The organism is Massilia cellulosiltytica, assembly GCF_047325105.1.
Lineage (GTDB): Bacteria > Pseudomonadota > Gammaproteobacteria > Burkholderiales > Burkholderiaceae_D > Telluria > Telluria orientalis.
This window is the reverse complement of the sequence record NZ_CP168562.1, coordinates 5,897,631-5,921,038: the sequence shown is the minus strand read 5'-3', so window position 1 is coordinate 5,921,038 and position 23,408 is coordinate 5,897,631. Positions and strand designations below refer to the sequence as shown.

At 66.6% G+C, this 23,408-nt stretch carries 17 protein-coding genes; 6 read left to right on the top strand and 11 right to left on the bottom strand.

The annotated features are described in order from the left end of the window. Positions 1 to 8 precede the first annotated feature (8 nt). Entirely contained in the window at positions 9 to 515 is a 507-nt protein-coding gene (locus ACEN9H_RS25945; RefSeq protein ID WP_413672595.1) for a sterol desaturase family protein, read from the top strand. On the opposite strand, the gene crtB is transcribed toward ACEN9H_RS25945, so the two are convergent. The 6 genes from crtB to metH form a co-directional block, all read right to left on the bottom strand. Continuing rightward, positions 439 to 1,386 carry a 15-cis-phytoene synthase CrtB gene (gene crtB / locus ACEN9H_RS25940; RefSeq protein WP_413672594.1) on the bottom strand — a complete coding sequence of 316 codons (948 nt, stop codon included), beginning with the start codon at positions 1,384 to 1,386 and terminating at the stop codon, positions 439 to 441. The genes ACEN9H_RS25945 and crtB overlap by 77 nt on opposite strands. Continuing rightward, positions 1,383 to 2,870, bottom strand: a complete 1,488-nt coding sequence (locus ACEN9H_RS25935) for a phytoene desaturase (RefSeq protein ID WP_413672593.1) — start codon at positions 2,868 to 2,870, stop codon at positions 1,383 to 1,385. Before ACEN9H_RS25935 ends, crtB begins: the two co-directional genes overlap by 4 nt. Further along, on the bottom strand, positions 2,867 to 4,036 hold the full coding sequence (gene crtY, locus ACEN9H_RS25930) for a lycopene beta-cyclase CrtY (RefSeq protein ID WP_413672592.1): 1,170 nt from the start codon (positions 4,034 to 4,036) through the stop codon (positions 2,867 to 2,869). The genes ACEN9H_RS25935 and crtY overlap by 4 nt, the downstream gene beginning before the upstream one ends. After that, the gene (locus ACEN9H_RS25925) at positions 4,033 to 5,289 is read right to left on the bottom strand and encodes a glycosyltransferase (protein WP_413672591.1); all 1,257 of its coding nucleotides are present in this window, start codon (positions 5,287 to 5,289) and stop codon (positions 4,033 to 4,035) included. The genes crtY and ACEN9H_RS25925 overlap by 4 nt, the downstream gene beginning before the upstream one ends. Before the next feature lies 1 nt (position 5,290). Next, entirely contained in the window at positions 5,291 to 6,247 is a 957-nt protein-coding gene (locus ACEN9H_RS25920; RefSeq protein WP_413672590.1) for a polyprenyl synthetase family protein, read from the bottom strand. 172 nt (positions 6,248 to 6,419) lie between these two features. Further along, on the bottom strand, positions 6,420 to 10,175 hold the full coding sequence (gene metH, locus ACEN9H_RS25915) for a methionine synthase (protein WP_413675636.1): 3,756 nt from the start codon (positions 10,173 to 10,175) through the stop codon (positions 6,420 to 6,422). Between the two features lie 350 nt (positions 10,176 to 10,525). On the opposite strand from metH, the gene ACEN9H_RS25910 reads away from it, so the two are divergent. After that, the gene (locus ACEN9H_RS25910; RefSeq protein WP_413672589.1) at positions 10,526 to 10,759 is read left to right on the top strand and encodes a BrnA antitoxin family protein; all 234 of its coding nucleotides are present in this window, start codon (positions 10,526 to 10,528) and stop codon (positions 10,757 to 10,759) included. 145 nt (positions 10,760 to 10,904) lie between these two features. Here ACEN9H_RS25910 and fmt read toward each other — a convergent pair whose 3' ends face one another. Both fmt and def read right to left on the bottom strand, forming a co-directional pair. Continuing rightward, positions 10,905 to 11,852, bottom strand: coding sequence for a methionyl-tRNA formyltransferase (gene fmt / locus ACEN9H_RS25905; RefSeq protein WP_413672588.1), 948 nt, complete (start codon positions 11,850 to 11,852; stop codon positions 10,905 to 10,907). A gap of 11 nt (positions 11,853 to 11,863) precedes the next feature. After that, positions 11,864 to 12,391 carry a peptide deformylase gene (gene def / locus ACEN9H_RS25900; protein WP_056122281.1) on the bottom strand — a complete coding sequence of 176 codons (528 nt, stop codon included), beginning with the start codon at positions 12,389 to 12,391 and terminating at the stop codon, positions 11,864 to 11,866. Positions 12,392 to 12,643: 252 nt separating this feature from the next. Between def and ACEN9H_RS25895 the strand changes: the two genes are divergently transcribed. The 4 genes from ACEN9H_RS25895 (at position 12,644) to ACEN9H_RS25880 (ending at position 18,443) form a co-directional block, all read left to right on the top strand. After that, positions 12,644 to 13,759, top strand: coding sequence for a LysM peptidoglycan-binding domain-containing protein (locus tag ACEN9H_RS25895; RefSeq protein WP_413672587.1), 1,116 nt, complete (start codon positions 12,644 to 12,646; stop codon positions 13,757 to 13,759). Positions 13,760 to 13,766: 7 nt separating this feature from the next. Then, the gene (gene dprA / locus ACEN9H_RS25890; protein WP_413672586.1) at positions 13,767 to 14,948 is read left to right on the top strand and encodes a DNA-processing protein DprA; all 1,182 of its coding nucleotides are present in this window, start codon (positions 13,767 to 13,769) and stop codon (positions 14,946 to 14,948) included. A gap of 122 nt (positions 14,949 to 15,070) precedes the next feature. Further along, positions 15,071 to 15,535: a DUF494 family protein gene (locus ACEN9H_RS25885; protein ID WP_036235377.1), complete on the top strand. Its 465-nt coding sequence runs from the start codon at positions 15,071 to 15,073 to the stop codon at positions 15,533 to 15,535. Positions 15,536 to 15,767: 232 nt separating this feature from the next. Beyond that, positions 15,768 to 18,443, top strand: a complete 2,676-nt coding sequence (locus tag ACEN9H_RS25880; RefSeq protein WP_413672585.1) for a DNA topoisomerase III — start codon at positions 15,768 to 15,770, stop codon at positions 18,441 to 18,443. A gap of 182 nt (positions 18,444 to 18,625) precedes the next feature. On the opposite strand, the gene ACEN9H_RS25875 is transcribed toward ACEN9H_RS25880, so the two are convergent. Genes ACEN9H_RS25875 through ACEN9H_RS25865 form a run of 3 tightly spaced genes read right to left on the bottom strand, consistent with a single transcriptional unit; the run spans position 18,626 to position 23,356 of the window. Beyond that, the gene (locus tag ACEN9H_RS25875; protein WP_056122293.1) at positions 18,626 to 18,832 is read right to left on the bottom strand and encodes an addiction module protein; all 207 of its coding nucleotides are present in this window, start codon (positions 18,830 to 18,832) and stop codon (positions 18,626 to 18,628) included. Positions 18,833 to 18,877: 45 nt separating this feature from the next. Then, positions 18,878 to 22,459: a M1 family aminopeptidase gene (locus ACEN9H_RS25870; protein ID WP_413672584.1), complete on the bottom strand. Its 3,582-nt coding sequence runs from the start codon at positions 22,457 to 22,459 to the stop codon at positions 18,878 to 18,880. Positions 22,460 to 22,462: 3 nt separating this feature from the next. After that, positions 22,463 to 23,356: an ABC transporter ATP-binding protein gene (locus ACEN9H_RS25865; protein ID WP_413672583.1), complete on the bottom strand. Its 894-nt coding sequence runs from the start codon at positions 23,354 to 23,356 to the stop codon at positions 22,463 to 22,465. Positions 23,357 to 23,408: the final 52 nt, after the last annotated feature.

Here is a 23,408-nt window from a genome sequence, read left to right as displayed (position 1 = left end):
TGCGCGCCATGCTGTGGAATACCGTCATCGTCGTACTGACCGTCATCGCGATGGAAGTGTTTGCTATCGTCGCCCACAAGTACGTGATGCACGGCTTCGGCTGGGGATGGCACCGCTCGCACCACGAACCCCGCACGGGGTGGTTCGAGAAGAACGACCTGTACGCCGTCGTGTTCGCGGGTGTCGCCATCGCGCTCATCCATGCGGGCACGCAAGGAAGGCATCCGCTCGAATGGATTGGCACCGGCATGACGGCCTACGGTGCGCTGTACTTCATCGCGCACGACGGCCTCGTGCACCAGCGCTGGCCGTTCCGGTACGTGCCGCGCCAGGGCTATCTGAAGCGGCTCTATCAGGCGCACCGGATGCATCACGCGGTGGCGGGCAAGGAGGGCGCCGTGTCGTTCGGCTTCCTGTACGCGCCGCCCGTTGCCGCCCTCAAGCGCCAACTGCATGCGTTGCACGGTGGCGCGCCGCGTGCCAGAGTCCAGTCGGACGAGCACCCGGCTTCCTGAACCGCGACGCGAGCGCGTCGACCCCGCCCAGCGCCAGCAGGCGCAGTTTCGTCGCGCGCGACGTGCCCGCGCGCGTGTCCCAGGCGCGCGCGCCGCGCCGCTTCACTTCGATGCCGATCGCGCGATACACCCGGCGCGCCGTCGCGATGGCCCAGGCCGACCGCAGCGGCAGCGCGGCGACGCCGTCCATGGCCGAATCGTAGTAGGGCTCCGCATGGTCGACGAGGCGCGCGGCCACGCGCGCGAGCGCCGCGCGGTGCCGTTCGTGCGCGACGTCGGCGGCGGGGATGCCGGCCTCGCGCAGCCACCCGGCGGGCACGTAGAGGCGGCCGACGCGCGCATCCTCGACGATGTCGCGCGCGATGTTCGTCAGCTGGAACGCGAGGCCGAGGTCGCACGCGCGGTCCAGTACCGCCGCGTCGCGCGCACCCATGATCGAGGCCATCATCAGCCCGACGACGCCGGCCACGTGGTAGCAATAGCGCAGGGTGTCGTCGATCGTCTCGTAGCGCGCATCGGCCGCATCCATCGCGAAGCCGGCCAGGTGGTCGAACGCGTGGTGCGGCGAGATCGCATGGCGCAGCGCGACGTCCTGGAACGCCGCGAATGCCGGGGCGGATTGCGGTTCGCCCGCGTAGGCGCTGAGCGTCTGGTTGCGCAGGCGCTCGACCTGGGCTGCGGCGTCGGCCGGCGCAGTCGTGTTGTGGCCCAGCGCCTGGCCGTCGACGACGTCGTCGCAATGGCGGCACCACGCGTACAGCATCAGCACGCTGCGGCGGGTGTCCCTGTCGAACAGTTTCGCGGCCGCCGCGAAGCTCTTCGAGCCGACGCGGATGGTCTCCGTCGCGTGATCCAATAACGCTTCGCTCATGCCTGTGCCTCCAGCATCAGGCCGGCCGTCGCCTTCGCGGACCCGATCACGCCGGGCACGCCCGCGCCCGGATGCGTGCCCGCGCCCACGAGGTACAGATTCGACAAATCGGCATCGCGGTTGTGTGGCCGGAACCACGCGCTTTGCGTGAGGATCGGTTCGAGCGAGAACGCGGAGCCGAGGTGGGCGTTGAGTTCGTCGCGGAAGTCGAGCGGCGTGAAGATGCGGCTCGTGACGAGCTGGCTGCGCAGGCCCGGCATGTAGCGCTGCTCCAGATAGTCGAAGATGCGGTCGCGGTAGCGCGGTCCCTCGACCGTCCAGTCGATCGGCGCATTCCCCAGGTGCGGCACCGGTGCCAGTACGTAATGGCTGCCGCAGCCAGGCGGCGCGAGCGACGCGTCCGTGATGCAGGGCGCGTGCAGGTACAGCGAAAAGTCGTCGGCGAGGGCGTTGCCGCCGAAGATCTCCGTGATCAGCTCGCGGTAGCGCGGGCCGAAGCACACGGTGTGGTGGCGCAGCTGGTCGTGGTGGTGGTCGAGGCCGAAGTACAGCACGAACAGCGAATTCGAAAAGCGCTTTTTACGGAGCGCATCGGCCTGCGCCGCGCCGCGCGGGTGTGCGCCGAGGAGATGCGCGTACGTGTGCACGACGTCCGCATTCGATGCGACGGCATCCGCCTTGAACAGGCGCCCGTCTTCCAGCCGCACGCCGGTCACGCGCGTGCCTTGCGTCTCGATCGCGGCGACGGGCGCATTGAGTTCGATGCGCCCGCCCAGGTCCTCGAACAATTCGACGAGCCCGCGCACGAGCGCGCCGGTGCCGCCGCGCGGGAACCATACGCCCCACTGGCGTTCCAGCGCGTGGATCAGCGTATAGATCGACGACGTGGCGAACGGATTGCCGCCCACGAGCAGCGAGTGGAACGAGAATGCTTGTCGCAGTTGTTCGTCCTGGATGAAGCGGGACACGATGCCGTACACGCTGCGCCACGCCTGCAGGCGCGCGAGCTGCGGCCCGGCCGAGATCATGTCGCGGAACGACAGGAACGGCACCGCGCCCAGCTTCAGGTAACCCTCCGCGAACACGGCCTGCGAATAGGCGAGGAAGCGCCGGTAGCCGGCGACGTCGGCGGGGTTGCGCGCGTGGATCTGGCGGTCCAGCGCCTCCTGGTCGTTCGCGTAATCGAAATGACTGCCGTCTTCCCAGCACAGGCGGTAGAACGGAGAGACGGGCAGCAGCTCCACGTAGTCGGCCATGCGCCGGCCGGCCGCCGTGAACAGTTCTTCGAGCGCGGACGGATCCGTGATGACGGTGGGCCCCGCGTCGAACACGAAGCCTTCGTCCTCGTACACGTAGGCGCGGCCGCCCGGCTTGTCGCGCTTTTCCAGCAAGGTGGTCTGCACGCCCTGCGCCTGCAGGCGGATGGCCAGCGCCAGGCCGCCAAAGCCGGCGCCCACGACGACGGCGGTGTTCGATGCGTTCATGCGGATGTCCCGATCTGGTGAGGGTGGATGCGGCGCGCCGCGTCCAGTGCCTGCAGCACGGGGACGGGCGGCTTGCCGGACAGGATGCGCGCCTTGTCAGGCAGGGTCGTGCGGCCCGCGTAGAAGCGGGCGATCAGAGGGGCGGGCAGGCGATAGAAGCGCTGCATCACGCGCCAGCGCGCGTCCGGGCTGCCGGCCAAAAACAGCATGCGGTTCAGCAGGCGATAAAAGCCTTGCTCGCGCCACGCGGCACGCGCGTCGGCGCGGATCGCACCGAACAGCGCGGGGGCGTCCATGACGGACAGTCCGGCGAGACGCCGCGCCAGCCGCAGCGCATGCGGCAGCGAGTAGCCCGTCGTGAAGTGGAACAGCCCGGCGCGCAGGCCGGCGCACGGTTGGCCGCGCAGGTGGTGCCAGTAGCGCTCGACGTCGCCCGCCAGCACGATCGGCAGCGCGCCGTGTTCTTCGCGCAGGACCTGCGTGATGCGCCAGCCGCGTTGCGATGCATAGGCAGCGATGTTGGCGCGCAGGCGGTCCGCGTCGCGCGCGGCGGCGTCGACGTAGTGCGTGTCCTCGATCAGCAGCCGGTCCGGCCCGAACGGCAGCACGTAGACGAAGCGGTAGCCGCCCTGCTGCGCGACGCTCGCGTCCATGATGATGGGCGCCGCCAGCCCGTGCGGCGCCGCGAGGCGCACTTCCTGGCCGAGGAACGTCTGCCAGCCCAGCGCGAGGCCGGCATCCGGCAGCGGGCCGCGGCCGTCGATCACGGCGCGCGCGTGCAGGAACGTGCCGTCGTCCAGCTCCACGTGCGTCGGCGTCAGCGCCGCGATGCGCGCCTGCGTGCGCAGCGCGGGGCCCAGCGCGGCTTCGATGACGCGCGCGAAATCGGCCGATGCGATGCTGCAGTAGTCGCCCTCCAGGGTGCGCGCATGGTCGGGAAAGCGCACGTCGTAGCGCGGCCAGCGCTGCGTGACCAGCGGCGCGATCCAGTCCAGTTCTTCCGCATCGAGGTCGCTCGCATGGAACGACCACGTGTGGTTGCCGCCGATGTGCGCGTCCTGTTCGAGCAGCAGGATCCGCAGGTCGGGGCGGTGCGTGCGCAGGCGCCACGCGATCAGCCCGTTGGCGAGGCCGCCGCCCGCGAGGATCAGGTCGTAGGCGCTCATGACAGCGCCGCTTCGACGATGTCGGCCGCGCGCGCGGTGCCGCCGGCCAGCGCCACGTTGGCGGCCAGTGGTTCCAGGCGCTGCGTGAACGTCGGGTCGTCCAGCAGGCGGACGAGGTGGCGCGCGAGCCGGCCGGCGCCGGTAAAACGGGCCGACGCCTGGATGCCCACGCCCGCATGGCGCATGCGCGCGGCGCCGCCAGGGTGGTCGAACGCGATGGGCAGCGCGAGCATCGGGGTCCTGGCGGCGACGGCGTCCATCACCGTGTTCCAGCCCGCGTGCGAGATGACGGCGTCCGCCCGCGCGAGCGCGGCTTGTTGCGGCGCGAAGTCCGTGACCCACGTCGCGCCGGCCTTCAGCAATGCCGTTTCGTGGCGCTTGCCGAGGCCCCCGCAATGGGCGAGCAGCAGCTGCACGCCGGCTTCGCGGCTGGCCTTCGCGATGCGCAGGAACAGGCCGAAGCGCCCGCCCTGCATCGTGCCCAGCGAGGCGAACACGAACGGACGATCGGCGGCGATGGCGGGCAGCGTGCGCGTATCCGGACGGTCCGCCACCGGCCGCAGCGGCCCCACGTGGTGGAAATGCGGCGGCAGCGCGCGGCGCGGGAATTCGAAGGCCGCCACCGTCTGGCTGATCTGCGCGCGCGGCGACAGGAACTCGTGCAGCATCCCGCGCACCGGCACGCCGAGGCGGCGCGCCTGCGCTTCGACGGCGCGCCGGTGCGGCCGCATCATCCAGTCGTACACGCGTGTGCTCTCTTCGACGATCTTCAACGACTTCGCATCGGTGCCGGGACCGAACGGCATGACGGGCAGCGGGATGCCGGGCTCGCGGTTCACCGGCAGCGCGCACGCGATGGAGATGAAGGGCAGGCCCAGCGCCTCAGCCACGAGGCCGCCCGCCGCTTCCATCTGGTCGGCGAGGAGGGCGTCGATGCGGAGGCGCTCGACGGCGGCCGGCAGCGTCTCGCACAGCATCGTCGTCGAGCGGGCCATGTCGCGGATCACGCGCGCGACGCCCAGCGGGCCGCCGGGATTCGCCGCAAGGCGCATGGACGCCGCCAGCGATCCCGGGGGATGCGTGGCCGTGCCGACGGCGTGGAAGCCGATGCGCGGGTCGCGCACGAACATGGCCGCGTCCGGCCGGTGGATGAACGTCACCTTGTGGCCGCGGTCGACGAGCGCGCCCGCCAGCGCACTCAGGGTCGTGAAGTGGCTGAGGAAGGCAGGCGCGACGACGCCGAAGTGGGCCACGTCAGTTGGGCGCGCCCGTGGGCACGCGGCCGAACAGGCCGTCGACGAAGCGGCGCGTGTCGGGACGGGGACCGAGGGCGTCGGCCAGGTGGCGCTCGGCGTCGTGCAGGTGCAGCGCGAGGCGGCGCCGCGCCTCGTCCTGGCCGACGGCGTTGATGAGCGTTGCCTTGTGCGCATCCTTGCCGGTGTCCTTGCCGGTGACGGCGCTGTCGTTGCCCGCCACGTCGAGGAAGTCGTCGCGCAGCTGGAACGCGTGGCCGGCCGCGAGGGCGAAGGCGCGCAGCGACGCGGCGACGGTATCCTCGGCCTGGGCGACGATCGCGGCCATGTCGACGGCGACGCCCAGCAGCACGCCCGTCTTGAGTTCGTTGGTGACGGCGATGTCGTTTTCCGTGCCGCGGTTGCCGCGCAGGTCGAGGTACTGGCCCTGCACGAGGCCCTGCGTGCCGACCGTCTCGGCCAGCCGCGCAACGAGGCGGGCGCGCACGGCCGGCGGGACGTCCGGGGCGGCGGCGAGGATGCCGAAGGCGCGGCTGAGCAGGGCGATGGCGGCGAGGATCGTCACGTCCTCGCCGAACTGCACGTGGACCGTGGGCCGGCCGCGGCGCAGCAGCGCATTGTCCATGCACGGCATGTCGTCCAGGATCAGCGAGGCGGCGTGCACCAGCTCGACGGCGCAGGCGACGTCGACGAGCGCGGGCGACGTGCAACCGAGGTCGCGCGCGACGAGCATGACGAGGAGGGGGCGCATGCGCTTGCCGGCGCCAAGGGCGGCCGCGCGCATGGCTGCGTTTAGAAGGTCGGCATTCAGGAGGTCGGCGCGCGCGGCGTCAGGGTTCAGCCAGTGGCCGAGGCGGTGCTCGATCGCCTGGCGCAGCGTGTCGAGCTCGTTAGGCGGTTGTACCGGGAATCCGTCAAAAATGCCGACGTCCTCATGCCGCCTTGCTTGTATGGACATTCCCACCCCTCCCGCGCGCGCTGAATCGTCAGAATTGACGAATTCAGCCGATCATACCGGAACAACCTTGGCGAATCGCCAAGTGTTTCAAGCGTGCGCGGGACAAACCCGGTTCATTCATTCTTTCGGGGTCGGAGCATGGTGTTCCCGGGTGTGCTCCGACCCCGACTGATCAGAGATTCGGCGCGAGATAGCGTTCCAGCTCGTCCTTGGCCATGCCGCGGCGCTTGGCCATGTCCTCGAGCTGGTCCGGCCCGATCTTGCCGACCACGAAATACTTCGACTCCGGATGCGAGAAGTAGAAGCCCGACACGGCGGCCCCTGGATACATCGCGAACGATTCCGTCAGCTGCATCCCGATCTCGTCGGCCTGCAGGGTCTTGAACAGGTCCGCCTTGACGGTGTGCTCCGGGCACGCCGGATAGCCCGGCGCCGGACGGATGCCGACGTATTCTTCCTTGATCAGGGCCTCGTTCGACAGCTTCTCGTCCGCGACGTAACCCCACAGGTCCGTGCGGACGCGCTCGTGCATGTATTCGGCGAAGGCTTCGGCCAGGCGGTCGGCCAGGGCCTTGACCATGATCGACGAGTAATCGTCGCCCGCGGCCTCGAAGCGCTTCTCGATCTTCTCGGCGCCGATGCCCGCGGTCACGGCGAACATGCCGATGTAGTCGGCGATGCCGGACGATTTCGGCGCGATGAAGTCGGCCAGGCACTGGTTCGGGCGCTGCACGCCGTCGACGACGGGCTTGACGCCCTGCTGGCGCAGGCCGTAGTACGTGAAGGCGACTTCGCTGCGGGTGTCGTCCGTGTAGATCTCGATGTCGTCGTCGTTGACGCTGTTCGCGGGCAGCAGCGCGATGGCGCCGTTGGCGGTCAGCCAGCGCCCGTCGATGATCTTCTTCAGCATCGCCTGGCCTTCCTCGAACACCTTCGCCGCCGCTTCGCCCACGACTTCATCGGTCAGGATCGCGGGATACGGGCCGGCCAGGTCCCAGGTCTGGAAGAACGGGCCCCAGTCGATGTAGCGGGCGAGCGTGCCGAGGTCGACGTTCTTGAAGACGCGGCGGCCGATGAACTTCGGTTTCAAAGGCGAGAACGCCAGCTGCGCCTTGTTCGCGCGCGCCTGCGCCAGGCTCACCATCGGCAGCGCCTTCTTGTTCGCGTGCTGTTCGCGGATGCGCACGTAGTCTTCCGCGATCTCGGCGACGTAGCCGTCGCGCGTTTCCGCCGTCACGAGCGACTGGCCGACGGAGACGGAGCGCGACGCGTCCGGCACGTACACGACCGGGCCTTCGTAATGGGGCGCGATCTTGACGGCCGTGTGCGCGCGGCTCGTCGTCGCGCCGCCGATCAAGAGCGGAATGCGGCGGTCGCGGAACCACGGGTCGCGCTGCATCTCGCGCGCGACGTGGGCCATCTCTTCGAGCGACGGCGTGATCAGGCCAGACAGGCCGATGATGTCCGCGTTCTCCGCCTTCGCTTTCGCGAGGATCTCGGATGCGGGCACCATCACGCCCATGTTGACGATCTCGAAGTTATTACATTGCAGGACGACGGAGACGATGTTCTTGCCGATGTCGTGCACGTCGCCCTTCACCGTGGCGATCACCATCTTGCCCTTCGGTTTCGCGACGATGCCCGTGCGCGCTTCTTCCGCCGCCTTTTCTTCCTCGATGAACGGGATCAGGTGGGCCACGGCCTGCTTCATCACGCGCGCCGATTTCACGACCTGCGGCAGGAACATCTTGCCCTGGCCGAACAGGTCGCCGACGACGTTCATGCCGTCCATCAGCGGGCCTTCGATCACCTGGATCGGGCGGCCGCCTTCATTGGCGATCTGCTGGCGCGCTTCTTCCGTGTCCTCGACGATCCACTGCGTGATGCCGTGCACGAGCGCGTGCGCCAGGCGCTTGCCGACGGGCGCGTTGCGCCACTCGAGGTTCTGTTCCTGCTTCGCGCCGCCGGCCTTCAGGGTGCCGGCGAATTCGATCATGCGCTCGGTGGCGTCGGCGCGGCGGTTCAGCACCACGTCTTCCACGCGCTCGCGCAGTTCCGGATCGAGGTCGTCGTACACGCCGACCATACCTGCATTGACGATGCCCATCGTCATGCCGGCCTTGATGGCGTGGTACAGGAACACCGTGTGGATCGCTTCACGGGCCGGGTCGTTGCCGCGGAACGAGAACGACACGTTGGAGACCCCGCCCGACACCTTCGCGTACGGCAGGTGCTCGCGGATCCAGCGCGTGGCGTTGATGAAGTCGACGGCGTAGTTGTCGTGCTCCTCGATGCCGGTGGCGATCGCGAAGATGTTCGGGTCGAAGATGATGTCTTCGGGAGGGAAGCCGACCTTCTGCACGAGGGTGTCGTAGGCGCGCTTGCAGATCTCGATCTTGCGCTCGAACGTGTCGGCCTGGCCCTTCTCGTCGAAGGCCATCACGATCACGGCGGCGCCGTAGCGGCGGCACAGCGAGGCCTGGCGCAGGAATTCCTCTTCGCCTTCCTTCATCGAGATCGAGTTGACGATGGCCTTGCCCTGCACGCATTTCAGGCCGGCCTCGATCACGGACCACTTCGACGAGTCGATCATGATCGGCACGCGCGAGATGTCCGGTTCCGATGCGATCAGGTTCAGGAAGCGCGTCATCGCGGCCTGCGAATCGAGCATCGCCTCGTCCATGTTGATGTCGATGACCTGGGCGCCGTTCTCGACCTGCTGGCGCGCGACGGACAGCGCCTCGTCGAACTGCTCGTTCAGGATCATGCGCGCGAACGCCTTCGAGCCCGTGACGTTGGTGCGCTCGCCGACGTTGACGAACAGCGAGGTGGCGTCGACGACGAACGGCTCCAGGCCGGACAGGCGCAGCGCGACAGGGATCTCGGGCACGGTGCGCGGCGGGCAGTCTTTCAGCAGATCGCCGATGGCCTGGATGTGTTCCGGCGTCGTGCCGCAGCAGCCGCCGGCGATGTTGACGAAGCCGGCGTCGGCGAATTCGCGCAGCAGGGCCGAGGTGTCGGACGGCAGTTCGTCGAAGCCCGTGTCGCTCATCGGGTTGGGCAGGCCGGCGTTCGGGTAGATGCAGACGAACGTATCGGCGATTTGCGAGAGTTCCTCGGCGTACGGGCGCATCAGGGCGGCGCCGAGTGCGCAGTTCAGGCCGATCGTCAGCGGCTTCGCGTGGCGCACGGAATTCCAGAACGCGGACACGGTCTGGCCGGACAGGATGCGGCCCGACGCGTCGGTGACGGTGCCGGAGATCATCAGCGGCACGCGCGGCGTTTCCGGATGCTCGGTGAAGTACTGGTCGATGGCGAACAGCGCGGCCTTGCAGTTCAGCGTGTCGAAGATGGTCTCGACGAGCAGCAGGTCGACGCCGCCCTCGACGAGCGCATCGACCTGTTCGTAATACGCCGTCACGAGCTGGTCGAACGTCACGTTGCGGGCGGCCGGGTCGTTCACGTCCGGCGAAATGGAAGCCGTCTTCGGCGTCGGGCCGAGGGCGCCGGCGGCGTAGCGGGGCTTGTCCGGCGTCGAGTATTTCACGCAGGCGGCACGGGCGAGCTGCGCGGCTGCCACGTTCATCTCGCGTACGAGATGCGCCATGTGGTAGTCGTCCTGGGCGACGCCGGTGGCGCCGAACGTGTTCGTCTCGATGATGTCGGCGCCGGCGGCCAGGTAGCGTTCGTGGATTTCCTGGATGATCTGCGGCTGCGTCAGGTTCAGCAATTCGTTGTTGCCCTTGACGAACAGTTCACGTGCTCCGCTGTCGGCGGGAGCCGTGAAATCGATGAAGCGGCCGTTCGGGCCGCCGCGGTAGGCCTGCTCGTCGAGCTTGTATTGCTGGATGATCGTGCCCATCGCGCCGTCCAGTATCATGATGCGGCGGGCGAGGGCTTCGCGCAGCTGGGCTTCGACGGGGGACATGGCGTGGGCGGCGGTGTTCATCGTAGGGCTTTCCTGAGAGCGGCTGGATAAATATGAGGCGGGTCTGTGATTATACCGTTACTGGCCGAGTTTGTTCCCGATGCGGCCCAAGGGCCACGGTTCGCTCGAATTCGGACGCGAGTGTAAAGACGTTTGTAACGTATTGTTTCAACTGTCGTATTGTTACATTGAGATACAAATTGCCCCATATTAGCAATTTCCCGGATACATACAGAGGTGACAATAAATCCCATTGAGACCGCCGCTGGCGCGGTTTCATTGATCTGTATCAGTCCAATCAACGGAAAGTGCGGACCGTCGCTCCGCCGCCAAAATGGGAAGAATTGCAAATGAATAAAGAGTACGAGCCTGAGTGGGACCAGCCGGCAGTCCGCAACGAAGACAACACCCCGACCAAGGCCCACGCTGTCACTGGCGTGAAACAAATCGTCACCATCCGCCTGGATGTGGACATGCTGGAATGGTTCAAGTCGGCTGGCCCCGGCTACCAGACCCGCATCAACCAGGTCCTGCGTGAATACATGGAAGCGAATCGCGTGCGTGCTCAGGGCGAGCAGCACTGATTCCTTTCATGTCCTGATGGTCGGGGCACAGCGCCCCGCTGATTTGCAGACCTGATGCCGGAACGGCATGCCATCCGACAGAAAGCAAAAAGGGCATCACCGGCGCGAACCGGTTGATGCCCTTCTTCATTATTGCTGCAGGTAGTTACACGAACGCGAGTCCGTCGAACGAAAAGCCTTTCAGGAACTCGCCTGCCGCCAGGCGCTTGCTACCCGGCTTTTGCAGTTCCGTCACACGGAGCGCGCCCGTGCCGCACGCGACGACGATACCCTGCGCATCCGCCTGCAGCACCTGGCCCGGCTGGCCGTGGCCGTCCGCCGGTTGGGCGTTCCAGATCTTGATCGTGGTCGCGCCCGCCTGGCCATGCGCACCCGGGAACGGGTTGAACGCACGCACCTTGCGCGCCAGCTCGACGGCGGGCAGCGTCCAGTCCAGCTTCGCTTCTTCCTTGCCGATCTTGGCCGCATAGGTCACGCCGTCTTCCGGCTGGGGTACGGCTTCCAGTTGTCCCTGCGCCATTTTTTGCAAAGCCTCGACGATCATGCGGCCACCGAGCGCAGCCAGCTTGTCGTGCAGGCTGCCGGTCGTGTCCGTGTCGCCGATGGCGATGCGCTCGATCAGCAGCATCGGGCCCGTGTCCAGGCCTTCTTCCATTTCCATGATCGTGACGCCCGTCTCGGCATCGCCCGCTTCGATCGCGCGGTGGATCGGGGCGGCGCCGCGCCAGCGGGGCAGGATGGAACCGTGGATATTGATACACGGTTTGATGTCCAGCGTGGAGCGAGGCAGGATCAGGCCGTAGGCCGCCACGACCATCACGTCGTACGCCGTCGCCTGCAGGCGCTCGTGCGCGGCCTTCGCCTCGGCCGCGCGCTGCGGATCCTTCGCATCCATGCGCAGCGACAGCGGCTGCAGCACCTCGATGCCGTGCGCGACGGCGACCTGCTTCACGGCGGACGCCTGCAGCTGCATGCCGCGGCCGGCCGGGCGGTCCGGCTGGGTCAGCACGAGCGGGACAGTGAAACCCGCGTCGAGCAGGGCGCGCAGGGCGACGGCGGCGAATTCCGGCGTGCCGGCGAAGACGACCCGCATTTTCTCCCTGCTCATGCGCGGCGGGCGGACGAGCGCTGCATGTCGCGTTCTTCCTTCTGCAGCTTCGTCTTGATGCGGTTGCGCTTCAGCGGCGACAGGTATTCCACGAAAACCTTGCCCATCAAGTGGTCCAGCTCGTGCTGGATGCACACGGCCAGCAGGCCGTCGGCCTCGATCTCGAACGGCTTGTTGAACTGGTCGACGGCACGCACTTTCACGCGCGAAGGACGCTCGACGCCGTCATAGATGCCCGGCACGGACAGGCAGCCTTCGTCATAGACCTGCTTGTCCGGGCTGGACCAGACGATTTCCGGGTTGACGAAGACCAGCAGGTTGTCCTTGGTCTCGGTCACGTCGATGACGACGATGCGCTCGTGCACGTCCACCTGCGTGGCGGCCAGGCCCACGCCCGGGGCGTCGTACATGGTCTCGGCCATGTCCGCCACCAGCGTGTGGAGGCGGTCGCCGAATTCGGTGACCGGCTTGGCAACCTTGTGCAGGCGCGGGTCGGGGTAGCGGAGAATGTTCAGTAAGGCCATGGCTGTGTATTCGAAATCAATCAGTAATCGGTATATTGGGCCGCGCGGGCATAAACGCAACACGCCGCCCCCGCTCCCGGGTGCGGTTTGTCTTGCTAGTTCAGGGATTTCTCGGCAGAATTTGATTCAGTAAGGCAACTATTGCGACCCTTCATGATCCGCTGCGCGGTCGAAGAGTCGTCTGGTTCCTGCGTTGTTGCCGGCCGAGGTGGCGTAGCACCCGTGTCGATACGGCACTTTACGGACTCTCCAATGAAAAATTTTAGCACAGGCGTTGCCCGGTCGCTCGCGATCCGCGCCGCCGCCGCGGCCCTTTTCGCCTCCTGCGCCGCCGTTTCCGCCCAGGCCGCCACGAACTGCGCCTTCCGCCCGAATGCCCCCGACCAGCACGTCGTCGTCAAGGGCGATACCTTGTGGGACATTTCCGGCGCCTTCCTCGAGCACCCGTGGTGCTGGCCCCAGGTGTGGGGCATGAACCGCGACGAGATCCGCAATCCGCACTGGATCTATCCGGGCCAGGTCGTCTATTTCGATCGCGCCCGCGGCCGCCTGACGCTGAACAAGCCGGGCAGCGACACGGATGCCGGCGAGCCTCCCCTCGTGCGTCTCGCTCCGCAATTGCGCACGGAAAATATCGGCCAGGACAATGCCGTGCCCGCGATTCCGGCCGGCGCGATCGAACCGTTCCTGACCCAGCCGCTCGTCGTCGAGGCGCAGGCACTGGCGAATGCCGCGCGCATCGTCGCCGCGCAGGAAGACCGGCTGTACCTGGGCGAGGGCGACCGCATCTATGTGCGCGGCGCGCTCGACGGCGCAACCAGTTTCCAGGTCTTCCGGCCGGGCAAGGAACTGGTCGATCCGGAGTCCGGCAAGGTCGTTGCCCACGAAGCGGCGTATGTCGGCACGGCCCGCCTCGTGAAGGAAGCGGGGCCGGGCACGGACGTCCACACGTTCGCCGTCACCCGCTCCGTGAAGGAAATGGGCGTCGGCGACCGTCTGTTGCCGACGCCGGCCACGCCGGTGCGCAACTATGTCCCGCACGCGCCCGCGCGGCCGGTGGCGGCGCGCGTGATGGCGCTCGCGTCCGAATCGAATTACGCGTCGCAGAACCAGGTGGTGACTGTCAACCGGGGCACGCTTGACGGACTCGATGTCGGCGCCGTGCTGCGGCTTTATCATCTCGGGCAGACCGTGACGGACCCGGAAAGCAAAGGTTTCCTCGGGTTCGGCAAGGCGAAACTGAGGCTCCCGGACGAGCAATACGGCGACCTGTTCATCTTCCGGGTTTTCGACCACGTCTCTTACGGACTGGTCATGCAGGTGACGCAGCCGGTGCAGGTCGGCGACGTCGCACGATCACCGGAGTGAATCCACCGTGCAGGACACGGACCTTTCCGCAGCGCCTGCACGATCCTCTTCCCTGGCAGCCTGGCTCCGCCTGGAGCGCACCGCCGGCATCGGACCGCGCACGGCCGCCGCACTGCTGGACGCGTTCGGCAGCCCGGACGCCGTGTTCGCCGCCGACTATTCGGCGCTGGCCGCCCACGTGCACCCGGCCCAGGCGCACGCGCTGCTGCAACCGCCGGCCGATGCCACCCGCAAACTGCTCGATGCCACGCTGGACTGGCTTGCGCTGCCCGGCCGCCACGTCGTCGCGCTGGGCGAGCCCGGCTATCCCGAGCTGCTGGCCCGGATCCCCGATCCGCCTTTGCTTCTTTATATTAGAGGACTGCCCCATGTGCTGGATGGCCCGTGCCTGGCCGTCGTCGGCAGCCGCAATGCCAGCGCGCAAGGCAGGGCGAATGCGCTGGCGTTCGCGGAAGCGTTATCCGGTGCCGGCCTGTGCATCGTGTCCGGTCTCGCGCTCGGCATCGACGCGGCCGCGCACGAGGGCGCGCTGCGCCGTTGCGGCGGGACGGTCGCCGTCGTCGGCACCGGAGCGGACCTCGCCTATCCCGCCCGCAACCGCGACCTGTGCGAGCGCATCGCGCTGGAAGGCTGCATCGTCAGCGAATATCCGATCGGCACGCCGCCCCTGCCGGGCAATTTCCCGAAGCGGAATAGGATCATCAGCGGTCTCGCGGCCGGCGTCCTCGTCGTGGAGGCGGCGGTGCGGTCCGGCTCGCTGATCACGGCGCGCCAGGCGGCCGAGCAGGGGCGCGACGTGTTCGCGATTCCCGGCTCCATCCACGCCGCGCTGGCCAAGGGCTGCCACATGCTGATCCGCGAAGGCGCGAAGCTCGTCGACACGGCGCGGGACGTCCTGGAAGCGCTCGCGCTGTCGCCGCTGGTGGCGCAGCAAGCGGCCCGGCTACCCCCGCCAGATATGTCGTTAACAGATACCAAGATGGATAACAGTGCCGCCAGGCACTCCAGCATGCCGGCGGACGCCGCGCTGCTGGACGCCCTCGGCCACGACCCCGTCGAATCCGACATATTGCTGGCGCGCCTCGGCTGTAGCCCCGGAGAACTGGCCGCGCGCCTGCTCGTGCTGGAGTTGTCAGGGCGTCTCGAACGGCTGCCGGGAGGCCTCATCCAGAGGATATGGAAGGGATAATGAGCGGAAAATGGGGTGGCGAAGGCGATAAGGCCGATAAACAACGCTGATGTTTCCGCACGGCAGTGGAGCACGTGACGCACTTGTGCCGCACGGAGCTTAGCTGCTACAGTAGCGTCACCATGTTCGACATCCTAGTCTATCTTTACGAGACGTATTATCGTCCCGATGCCTGCCCCGAGCCGGCTGCCCTGGCACGCAAGCTGTCTGCCGTCGGTTTCGACGATGTCGAAATTTCCGAGGCGCTGGACTGGCTGAATGGCCTGACGGAAATGGCCGGGACTACCAATCCGGCCCTCGAATCGAGCGGTACGCGCTTTTATATCGCCCAGGAAGTCGATACGCTCGGCAGTGCCGCTGTCGGCTTCATCCAGTTCCTGGAACTGGCCGGCCTGTTGACCGCGTCGCAGCGCGAGATCGTCATCGAACGCGCGCTGGCGCTGGACGAATCGCCTGTCACGCTGGGCAAGCTGAAGATCATCGTCCTGATGCTCCTGTGGAGCCAGGGCAAGGAGCCGGACGCGCTGATGTTCGACGACCTGTTCGGGTCGGACGAGGAAGATGCGGCGCCGCGCCTGCTGCATTGACGGTGCTATCATCTACATAGTGAAACGGGGCTGCGGCCCCGTTTTTTCTTGCGGTAGAGCAAGATCACGCGTATTTTTCAAGGCAGCATGGCCGGGTTGCATCAAGGCGCACGCAGGCAGAGTCTACTTGCGGATTGCGCGGCAACCCGCTTATCATTGGCCGCTATCTGCCAGTTGTTACTAATAAGCTATCAAACGGCCGGCTTACATCGCCGCCCGACTTAGGAACCCTATGACCAAAGCCCTCATCATTGCCGAAAAGCCCTCCGTGGCGAACGACATCGCCAAGGCGCTCGGCGGCTTTACCAAGCACGATGAGTATTTCGAATCCGACGAATACGTCCTGTCGTCCGCCGTCGGCCACCTGCTCGAGATCGCGGTGCCCGAGGAATACGACGTCAAGCGCGGCAAATGGAGTTTTACGCACCTGCCGATGATTCCGCCGTACTTCGCGCTGAATCCCATCGCGAAGACCGAGTCGCGCCTCAAAGTGCTGAACAAGCTGATCAAGCGCAAGGATGTCGACACCCTGATCAACGCATGCGACGCGGGCCGCGAAGGTGAACTGATCTTCCGCCTGATCGCCCAGAACGCCAAGGCCAAGCAGACTGTCAAGCGCCTGTGGCTGCAGTCGATGACGCCGACCGCGATCCGCGACGGCTTCGCCCACCTGCGCAGCGACAAGGAAATGCTGCCGCTCGCCGATGCCGCACGTTGCCGCTCGGAAGCGGACTGGCTGATCGGCATCAACGGCACCCGTGCGATGACCGCGTTTAACTCGAAAGAGGGCGGCTTCTACTTGACGACCGTGGGCCGCGTGCAGACGCCGACGCTGTCGATCGTCGTCGAGCGCGAAGAGAAGATCAAGAAATTCGTTGCGCGCGATTACTGGGAAGTGCGCGCGGAATTCCGCGCCGGAGCCGGCATGTACGAAGGCCGCTGGCTCGACACGAAGTTCAAGAAGGACGACGCCGACCCGGAAAAACGCGCCGAGCGCCTGTGGGCCAAGGTCGACGCGGAAGCGATCGTCGCCGCTTGCATGGGCAAGCAAGGTAATGTCACCGAGGAATCGAAACCGACGACGTCGATGGCGCCCGCGCTGTTCGACCTGACGTCGCTGCAGCGCGAGGCCAACGGCCGCTTCGGCTTCTCGGCCAAGAACACGCTGGGCCTGGCCCAGGCGCTGTACGAAAAGCACAAGGTGCTGACCTATCCCCGTACCGATGCGCGCGCGCTGCCGGAAGACTACCTGGACACCGTCAAGTCGACCTTGGAAGTGTTGAAAGGCAATTCGAACTACCACCAGTTCGCCAAGCAGATCCTGGACAAGGGCTGGGTCAAGCCGAACAAGCGCATCTTCGACAACAGCAAGATCTCGGACCACTTCGCGATCATCCCGACCGGCGTCGTGCCGAAGAACCTGTCCGAGCCGGAACAGAAACTGTACGACCTCGTCACCCGCCGCTTCATGGCCGTGTTCTTCCCGGCCGCGGAATTCCTCGTCACGACCCGCTACACGGAAGTGGAAGGCCACCAGTTCAAGACCGAAGGCAAGGTCATGACGAACCCCGGCTGGCTGGCCGTGTACGGCAAGGACACGACGGGCGACGACAAGGACGGCGCCAGCCTCGTGCCGGTGGCGAAGGGCGAGAAGGTGCTCACCGAAAAGGTCAACGCCAACGGCCTCGTCACCAAACCGCCCGCGCGCTACAACGAAGCGACGCTGCTGTCGGCGATGGAAGGTGCCGGCAAGCTGGTCGATTCCGACGAACTGCGCGACGCGATGGCCGGCAAGGGCCTCGGCACGCCGGCCACGCGCGCGGCGATCATCGAAGGCCTGCTGACGGAAAAATACCTGCTGCGCGAAGGGCGCGAGCTGATCCCGACGGCCAAGGCGTTCCAGCTGATGACCCTGCTGCGCGGCCTGGGCGTGAACGAATTGACGGCGCCGGAACTGACGGGCGAGTGGGAACACAAGCTGTCGCAGATGGAAAAGGGCCAGATTTCGCGCGAAGAATTCATGCGCGAGATCGCCGAGATGACCGAGATCATCGTCAAGCGCGCCAAGGAATACAACAACGACACGATCCCGGGCGAGTACGCGACGTTGCGCACGCCGTGCCCGAACTGCGGCGGCGTCGTCAAGGAAAACTACCGCCGCTTCGCGTGCACCAAATGCGATTTCTCGATGAGCAAGGTGCCGGGCGGCCGCCAGTTCGAGATCGAGGAAGTCGAGGAGTTGCTGGCCAACCGCACGATCGGCCCGCTGCAGGGCTTCCGCTCGAAGATGGGCCGCCCGTTCGCCGCGATCCTGCGCATCGTGCGCGACGAGGACATCCACAACTACAAGCTGGAGTTCGACTTCGGCCAGGACCAGGACGAAGGCGAGGACGGCGAGGGCGTCGACTTCACCGGCCAGACCCCGCTCGGCCCGTGCCCGAAATGCACCGGCAACGTCTACGAGATGGGCCTCGCGTACGTCTGCGAGCACACGGTGGCCAAGCCGAAGACCTGCGACTTCCGCAGCAGCCGCATCATCCTCCAGCAGGAAATCCTGCCGGAGCAGATGGCCAAGCTGCTGAACGACGGCAAGACCGATCTGCTGCCGGGCTTCGTGTCGCAGCGTACCCGCCGCTCGTTCAAGGCCTTCCTCGTGCGTGGCAAGGACGGCAAGATCAGCTTCGAGTTCGAGGAGCGCAAGGCCAAGCCGGGCGCGAAAGCGAAAGACGAGGGTGACGGTGCCGACAGCGGTGCGGAGACGGCGGCCGCCAAGCCGGCCGCGCGCAAGGCTGCGGCAAAGCCGGCGGCCAAGGCTGCTGCGGCCAAGGCCCCGGCCAAGACGGCCGCGGCCCGCAAGGCACCGGCGAAGCGCGCGACGGCGTCCAAGAAGGCGGTCGCGGGCGAATAAATACATCACGTCGTCCCCGCGAAGGCGGGGACCCATGCTGACGTACAGAATTCGAAGCATCTGCTTGATTGCGCATGCATCGAGTTCCGGAACTCAGTATGGATTCCCGCCTTCGCGGGAATGACGATAAAAAAAACCGCGACCCATCCGGCATCGCGGTTTTTTTATCTTCAACGCCGGCGTTATTCGCGCCAGTCGTCCTGCAGGGCGCGAATGGCCGCTTCGCCGTTGCGGATCGCCTTCACGCGGCGCACGATCTCGTTGCGCCACGCTTCGTCGGCATCCTGGTCGCCGTCATCGCTGTCCACCATCAGCAGACGCAACAGCTCGTGCCTGTCCTGGGCGGACAGTTGCTGGATCTGGGCGGCCAGTTCGGCGACGATAGGCATGAAGGTCTCCTAGCAGGATATTGTGACCAGATCATAACGTGAAGTTCAGTGCATGTCGACAGGCTGCATGTTGTCTGTCGGTTTCCTGTCAATCAGCTTGTTGTCGGGGTCGATACCGGCCCGTGCGGGGCGGCCGGCGACCACCAGGACCACCCGCTGGTCGGCCTGCGTCACGAGCCTGCGCTCGCGCGCGAGCGGGTTGCCCGCCTCGTCATCCACGCCGAATTCGATGTAGTCGCGCAGCTGTTGCGGCTGTTCCTCGCCCTGGTCGCCGGCGCGCACCTTGCCCGCGGTGGCGCGGATCTCGACCTCGTATTTGCCGTCCGGGCGGCGGCGCGCCGTCGCGCCGTCGACGTGGTTTTCGTACAGGACGATGGATTCGAACAGGTCGTCGATCAGGTAGGCCTTGTCCGGTGGCGTGACGCCGCGCAGGCGCTCGACGAGCGTCGCGACGGTCGGATACGGCGGCCCCTTGTACGCATACTCCAGCAGCAGGCCGTGCAGCACGCCGTTGACGGCATCCTCGCCGACCAGGTCCTGCAGCAGATACATCGCGAGGCTGCCCTTGTGGTAGTGGATGTAGCTCTGGTTCTCGTTCTGCGCGAGCGGCAGCTCCTTCTTGTTCTCGCGCGCGCGGCCCATCAGGTATTCCTCGAGGTCGTAGCGCAGGAAGCGCCGCATCTTGCTGGAGCCCAGCGTGTTCTTCATCGACATCAGCGCCGTGTATTCGGCCAGGCTTTCCGACAGCACGGTCGCGCCGCGCATGTCGGCGCCGACGATCTGGTGCGCCCACCACTGGTGGCCCACCTCGTGCGCGCTGACGTAGTACGGGTAGTCGATATCCTTGCGCGAGTCCGGATCGACCTTGGCGATGAAGCCGACGCTTTCCGAGAACGGGATCGTGCCCGGCGCCGCCTGCGCGTACGACGCGTAGCGGGGGAATTCCGCGATGCGCAGTTCGCGGTTCTGGTAGGGGCTGAAGTGCTTCGTGCCGTATTCCAGGGCCGCCTTGGCGCCGCGGATCATGCGGTCGACATTGAATTCGTGGCCGGGGTGGTAGTAGACGTCGATCGTCACGTCCTGCCAGCGGTCGTGGCGCACTTCGTAGCGCGCCGACTGGAACGTATAAAAATTCAGGACGGGTTTGTCGGCCTTGTAATGGAACCAGCGCCGGCCGCCGCTCATCCATTCCTGCTCCAGCATGCCCGGCGCGACCACGGTCTGGTCCGGGCTCGTGCTGACGACGGCGTCGAAGCGGATCCAGTCGGCGTCGTTGGCGATGTAGCTGTTCGCGCGCGCCGCTTCGTTCTCGTGCGCGGCCATGCGTTCGCGCGGCGCGAGGCCGTGGCGCTTGCGGTCGCGGTCGTCCTCCAGCTCGACCGTGCGCTGGTAGCCCACGTGCGGCAGCACCTCATTGCTGAAGAAGGTGCCGTTGCCGACGACGGCCGTGTCGCGGCCCAGGCCCAGCACCCCGCCCGGCGCGTCCAGCAGGTCGAATTCCAGCGCCGTGCGCGCGCCCGGCTGCAGGGGAGACGCCAGCAGGTAGTGATAAAAGCCGTGCTGCGGATCGGCGCGCAGCAGCCGCGCCGCCTGCGCGAAGCGCGGACGGAAGTCGGGGCCGGGCTTCTGGAACAGGATGACGTCGCGGATCGGAGAAGCCGTCCGGTTTTCCAGTTGATAGAAGCCGTGGACCTTCAGCGTGCGGGTATCGGGATGGATGTCGACCTGCAGGCCGACGTCGGTGATGCGCGGCTGCGGCAATTTGGCGAAACGCTTGTAGCGCAGCTCGTAGTCGGCGCGTACCTGTTCCTTGTGCCAGGCCGTCTGGTAGGTGCCGAGGTGGACGAGGTTGTACCACAGCAGGCCGCCGCTGGCCGCGAACACGAGGATGCCGGCCGCGAAGCCGGCGAGCACGCCCGGCGTCAGGCGCCGGCGCGCCAGCTGCAGGCGTTCGGCGAAGCTGTCGCTCACGCCGCGCGGCCACAGCACGAGCGCGACGGTGAACAGGATGATCGCCGCGCCGCCCCAGTAGATTTGCAGGGTGCGCTGCAGCGGCAGGTAGTGGCCGAAGCCGTTCATCGCGGAATAGGTGATGTCCGGCAGCGCGCCGTACACGAGCATCGGGTGGTCTAGGCCGAAGCCGCCGAGGAACAGCGTGATGACGTAATACGTGACCAGCGCGAAGTACGCGAGGTATTTATGGTTCAGGATGGCCTGCGCGGCGATCGCCAGCACGGCCAGCAGCACGTAGCGGGGCAGCAGGATGCCGAACAGCGTCGCCAGGTACAGGCCCGGTTCCAGGGTCAGGTAGCCGTGCGCCAGCTGGATGCCCATCCCGCACACCATCGCGGCCAGCAGCAGCAGGACCTGCAGGCCGACGAGGGCGATGGTCTTGGCGGCCAGCGGCAGCCAGCTCGGGACGGGCAGCGCGTCCATCATCTGTGCCATGCGCGCCTCACGCTCGCGCCACACCATCTCGCCCGCATAGAACGTCGTGACGATGAGGACGAACAGCGCGAACACGTCGCGTATGAGTTCCAGCACCATGTAGGTGACCGGGTACGTTTTCGTGCCGTAGATCGCGCCCAGGTCCAGCGAGCTGACGATGAGGGTCAGCATGCCGGCCAGGACGATCACGGCGAAGTAGACGTTCTTGACCGCCTCGCGCAGATTCATCCAGCTCGACCTGGCCAGCAGCACGGCGAGGTTGCGCGCGGCGAAATCGGGCGGCTCGTGCAGGTCGGCCATGCCGGTCGGCGCTTGCGGCGCGCTTTCCGGTTCGGGCCGCGCCTGGCCGCGCCGGCCGGCCGGCGTGGATACGAAGCTGAAGCGCCAATAGCCGAGCAGCAGGACGACGAGCGAGAACAGCGACCAGATGGCGCGATTGATCAGATAGACGCCTGCGAACGGGACCTGCAGCGTGTTGCGCTCCGTGAGGTTCCAGTACTCGGTGAGGCGGATCAGCGCCGTCGTGCCGAACGGATCGATCAGCGCGGCGAGCGTCTTGTAATCGAGGTCGCGCGCCAGCGACGGCGCGACGATGTACCCGATCAGCATGACGACGCTGGCGACGTACACGGGCAGCATGCGCCGCGTGAGCGCCGCGAGCACGAAGAAGATGGCGCCGAAGATGAACAGGTTCGGCAGCAGGGTGAGGAAGTAGGGCAGCAGGTAGCCCGCGACGGAATACGGCCCCAGGCGGGCGGGATCGATGCCGGGCAGCGCGGCCCCCAGCAGGGTGCCGAACAGGATGGCCGAGAACACGACGGCGAGTGTCGCCAGCGCGCCGAGGAAGCGTCCGAACACGTACGCGTACTTCGGGATCGGGGCGCTGAAGAAGAAGTGGTGCATCTCGTATTCGAAGTCCTGCTGCACCGAGCGGCCCATCATCGCGGCGACGACGATGACGCCGAGGGAGCCGAGGAACGCCGCGCTCAGCGCGATCTGGCGCGGCGCGTTGATCAGCACGCGGCCGCCGAACGAGACGAAGGCTTCCTTGAAGACGCCGCCCGCGGCGGCCATCCACAGCAGGGCCAGCGCGAAAAAGGCAAGGAAATACACCCAAGTCGACAGCAGCTTCAGGCGCTGCCGGGCCTCGAAGCCGGCGATGGCGAGGAGCGCGCCCATGAATCAGCAGTTCCCGGCCAAGTCGTTGTGGCGGCCGGCGATGGTGGCGAAGTAGACGTCTTCCAGGGTCGGGTGGATCGGCTCGAAGTCATCGCCGGGATAGCGGTCCGCGTACACGTGGATCAGGGTGCGGCCGGACAGCAGGCGCGTGGAGATGACGGTGTGGCGCTTCTGGAACGCGGGCAGGTCGGCCTTGCCGACGACCCGCGCCCAGATCTTGCCCTCGATGCCTTCGATGAGGCGCACCGGCTCGCCGCACAGCAGCACGTGGCCCTTGTTGATGATCGCCATGTTGGCGCACAGGTCGGCCACGTCGGACACGATGTGCGTGGACAGGATCACGGTCTTGTCCTCGCCGATGTCGGACAGCAGGTTGTGGAAGCGCACGCGTTCCTGCGGGTCGAGGCCGGCCGTCGGCTCGTCGACGATGATCAGTTGCGGGTCGCCGAGCAGCGCCTGGGCGATGCCGAAGCGCTGGCGCATGCCGCCGGAGAAGGTGCCCATCTTCTGGTTGCGCACCTCGAACAGATTGGTCTGCTGCAGCAGCGCGTCGACGACTTCGCGCCGGCGGTGGCGCTGCGCCAAGCCTTTCAGTTGCGCGAAATGGTCGAGCAGTTCGTAGGCAGTCACTTTCGGGTACACGCCGAAGTCCTGCGGCAGATAGCCCAGCAGGCGGCGCACTTCATCCTTTTCGTCCAGTACGTCGATGTCGTCCAGGAAGACGGAGCCGCTGTCGCATTCCTGCAGGGTGGCGAGGATCCGCATCAGGGTCGACTTGCCGGCGCCGTTGGGGCCGAGCAGGCCGAACATCCCGGGCGGGATGCTCAGCGAGACCCTGTCCAGCGCGACCACGCCATTGGCATAGGTCTTGGACAAGTTGCGGATTTGTAATTCCATGGAGACTCCATTGCTCGTGACAATGCACGTATTTCATGACTGTTGCATTGTA

What these genes read in the sequence shown, in the direction of transcription:
- ACEN9H_RS25945 (WP_413672595.1), top strand. Translation starts at nt 9, where the DNA reads ATGCTGTGGAATACCGTCATCGTCGTACTGACCGTCATCGCGATGGAA.
- crtB (WP_413672594.1), bottom strand. Translation starts at nt 1,386, where the DNA reads ATGAGCGAAGCGTTATTGGATCACGCGACGGAGACCATCCGCGTCGGC.
- ACEN9H_RS25935 (WP_413672593.1), bottom strand. Translation starts at nt 2,870, where the DNA reads ATGAACGCATCGAACACCGCCGTCGTCGTGGGCGCCGGCTTTGGCGGC.
- crtY (WP_413672592.1), bottom strand. Translation starts at nt 4,036, where the DNA reads ATGAGCGCCTACGACCTGATCCTCGCGGGCGGCGGCCTCGCCAACGGG.
- ACEN9H_RS25920 (WP_413672590.1), bottom strand. Translation starts at nt 6,247, where the DNA reads ATGTCCATACAAGCAAGGCGGCATGAGGACGTCGGCATTTTTGACGGA.
- metH (WP_413675636.1), bottom strand. Translation starts at nt 10,175, where the DNA reads ATGTCCCCCGTCGAAGCCCAGCTGCGCGAAGCCCTCGCCCGCCGCATC.
- ACEN9H_RS25910 (WP_413672589.1), top strand. Translation starts at nt 10,526, where the DNA reads ATGAATAAAGAGTACGAGCCTGAGTGGGACCAGCCGGCAGTCCGCAAC.
- fmt (WP_413672588.1), bottom strand. Translation starts at nt 11,852, where the DNA reads ATGCGGGTCGTCTTCGCCGGCACGCCGGAATTCGCCGCCGTCGCCCTG.
- def (WP_056122281.1), bottom strand. Translation starts at nt 12,391, where the DNA reads ATGGCCTTACTGAACATTCTCCGCTACCCCGACCCGCGCCTGCACAAG.
- ACEN9H_RS25895 (WP_413672587.1), top strand. Translation starts at nt 12,644, where the DNA reads ATGAAAAATTTTAGCACAGGCGTTGCCCGGTCGCTCGCGATCCGCGCC.
- ACEN9H_RS25885 (WP_036235377.1), top strand. Translation starts at nt 15,071, where the DNA reads ATGTTCGACATCCTAGTCTATCTTTACGAGACGTATTATCGTCCCGAT.
- ACEN9H_RS25880 (WP_413672585.1), top strand. Translation starts at nt 15,768, where the DNA reads ATGACCAAAGCCCTCATCATTGCCGAAAAGCCCTCCGTGGCGAACGAC.
- ACEN9H_RS25875 (WP_056122293.1), bottom strand. Translation starts at nt 18,832, where the DNA reads ATGCCTATCGTCGCCGAACTGGCCGCCCAGATCCAGCAACTGTCCGCC.
- ACEN9H_RS25870 (WP_413672584.1), bottom strand. Translation starts at nt 22,459, where the DNA reads ATGGGCGCGCTCCTCGCCATCGCCGGCTTCGAGGCCCGGCAGCGCCTG.
- ACEN9H_RS25865 (WP_413672583.1), bottom strand. Translation starts at nt 23,356, where the DNA reads ATGGAATTACAAATCCGCAACTTGTCCAAGACCTATGCCAATGGCGTG.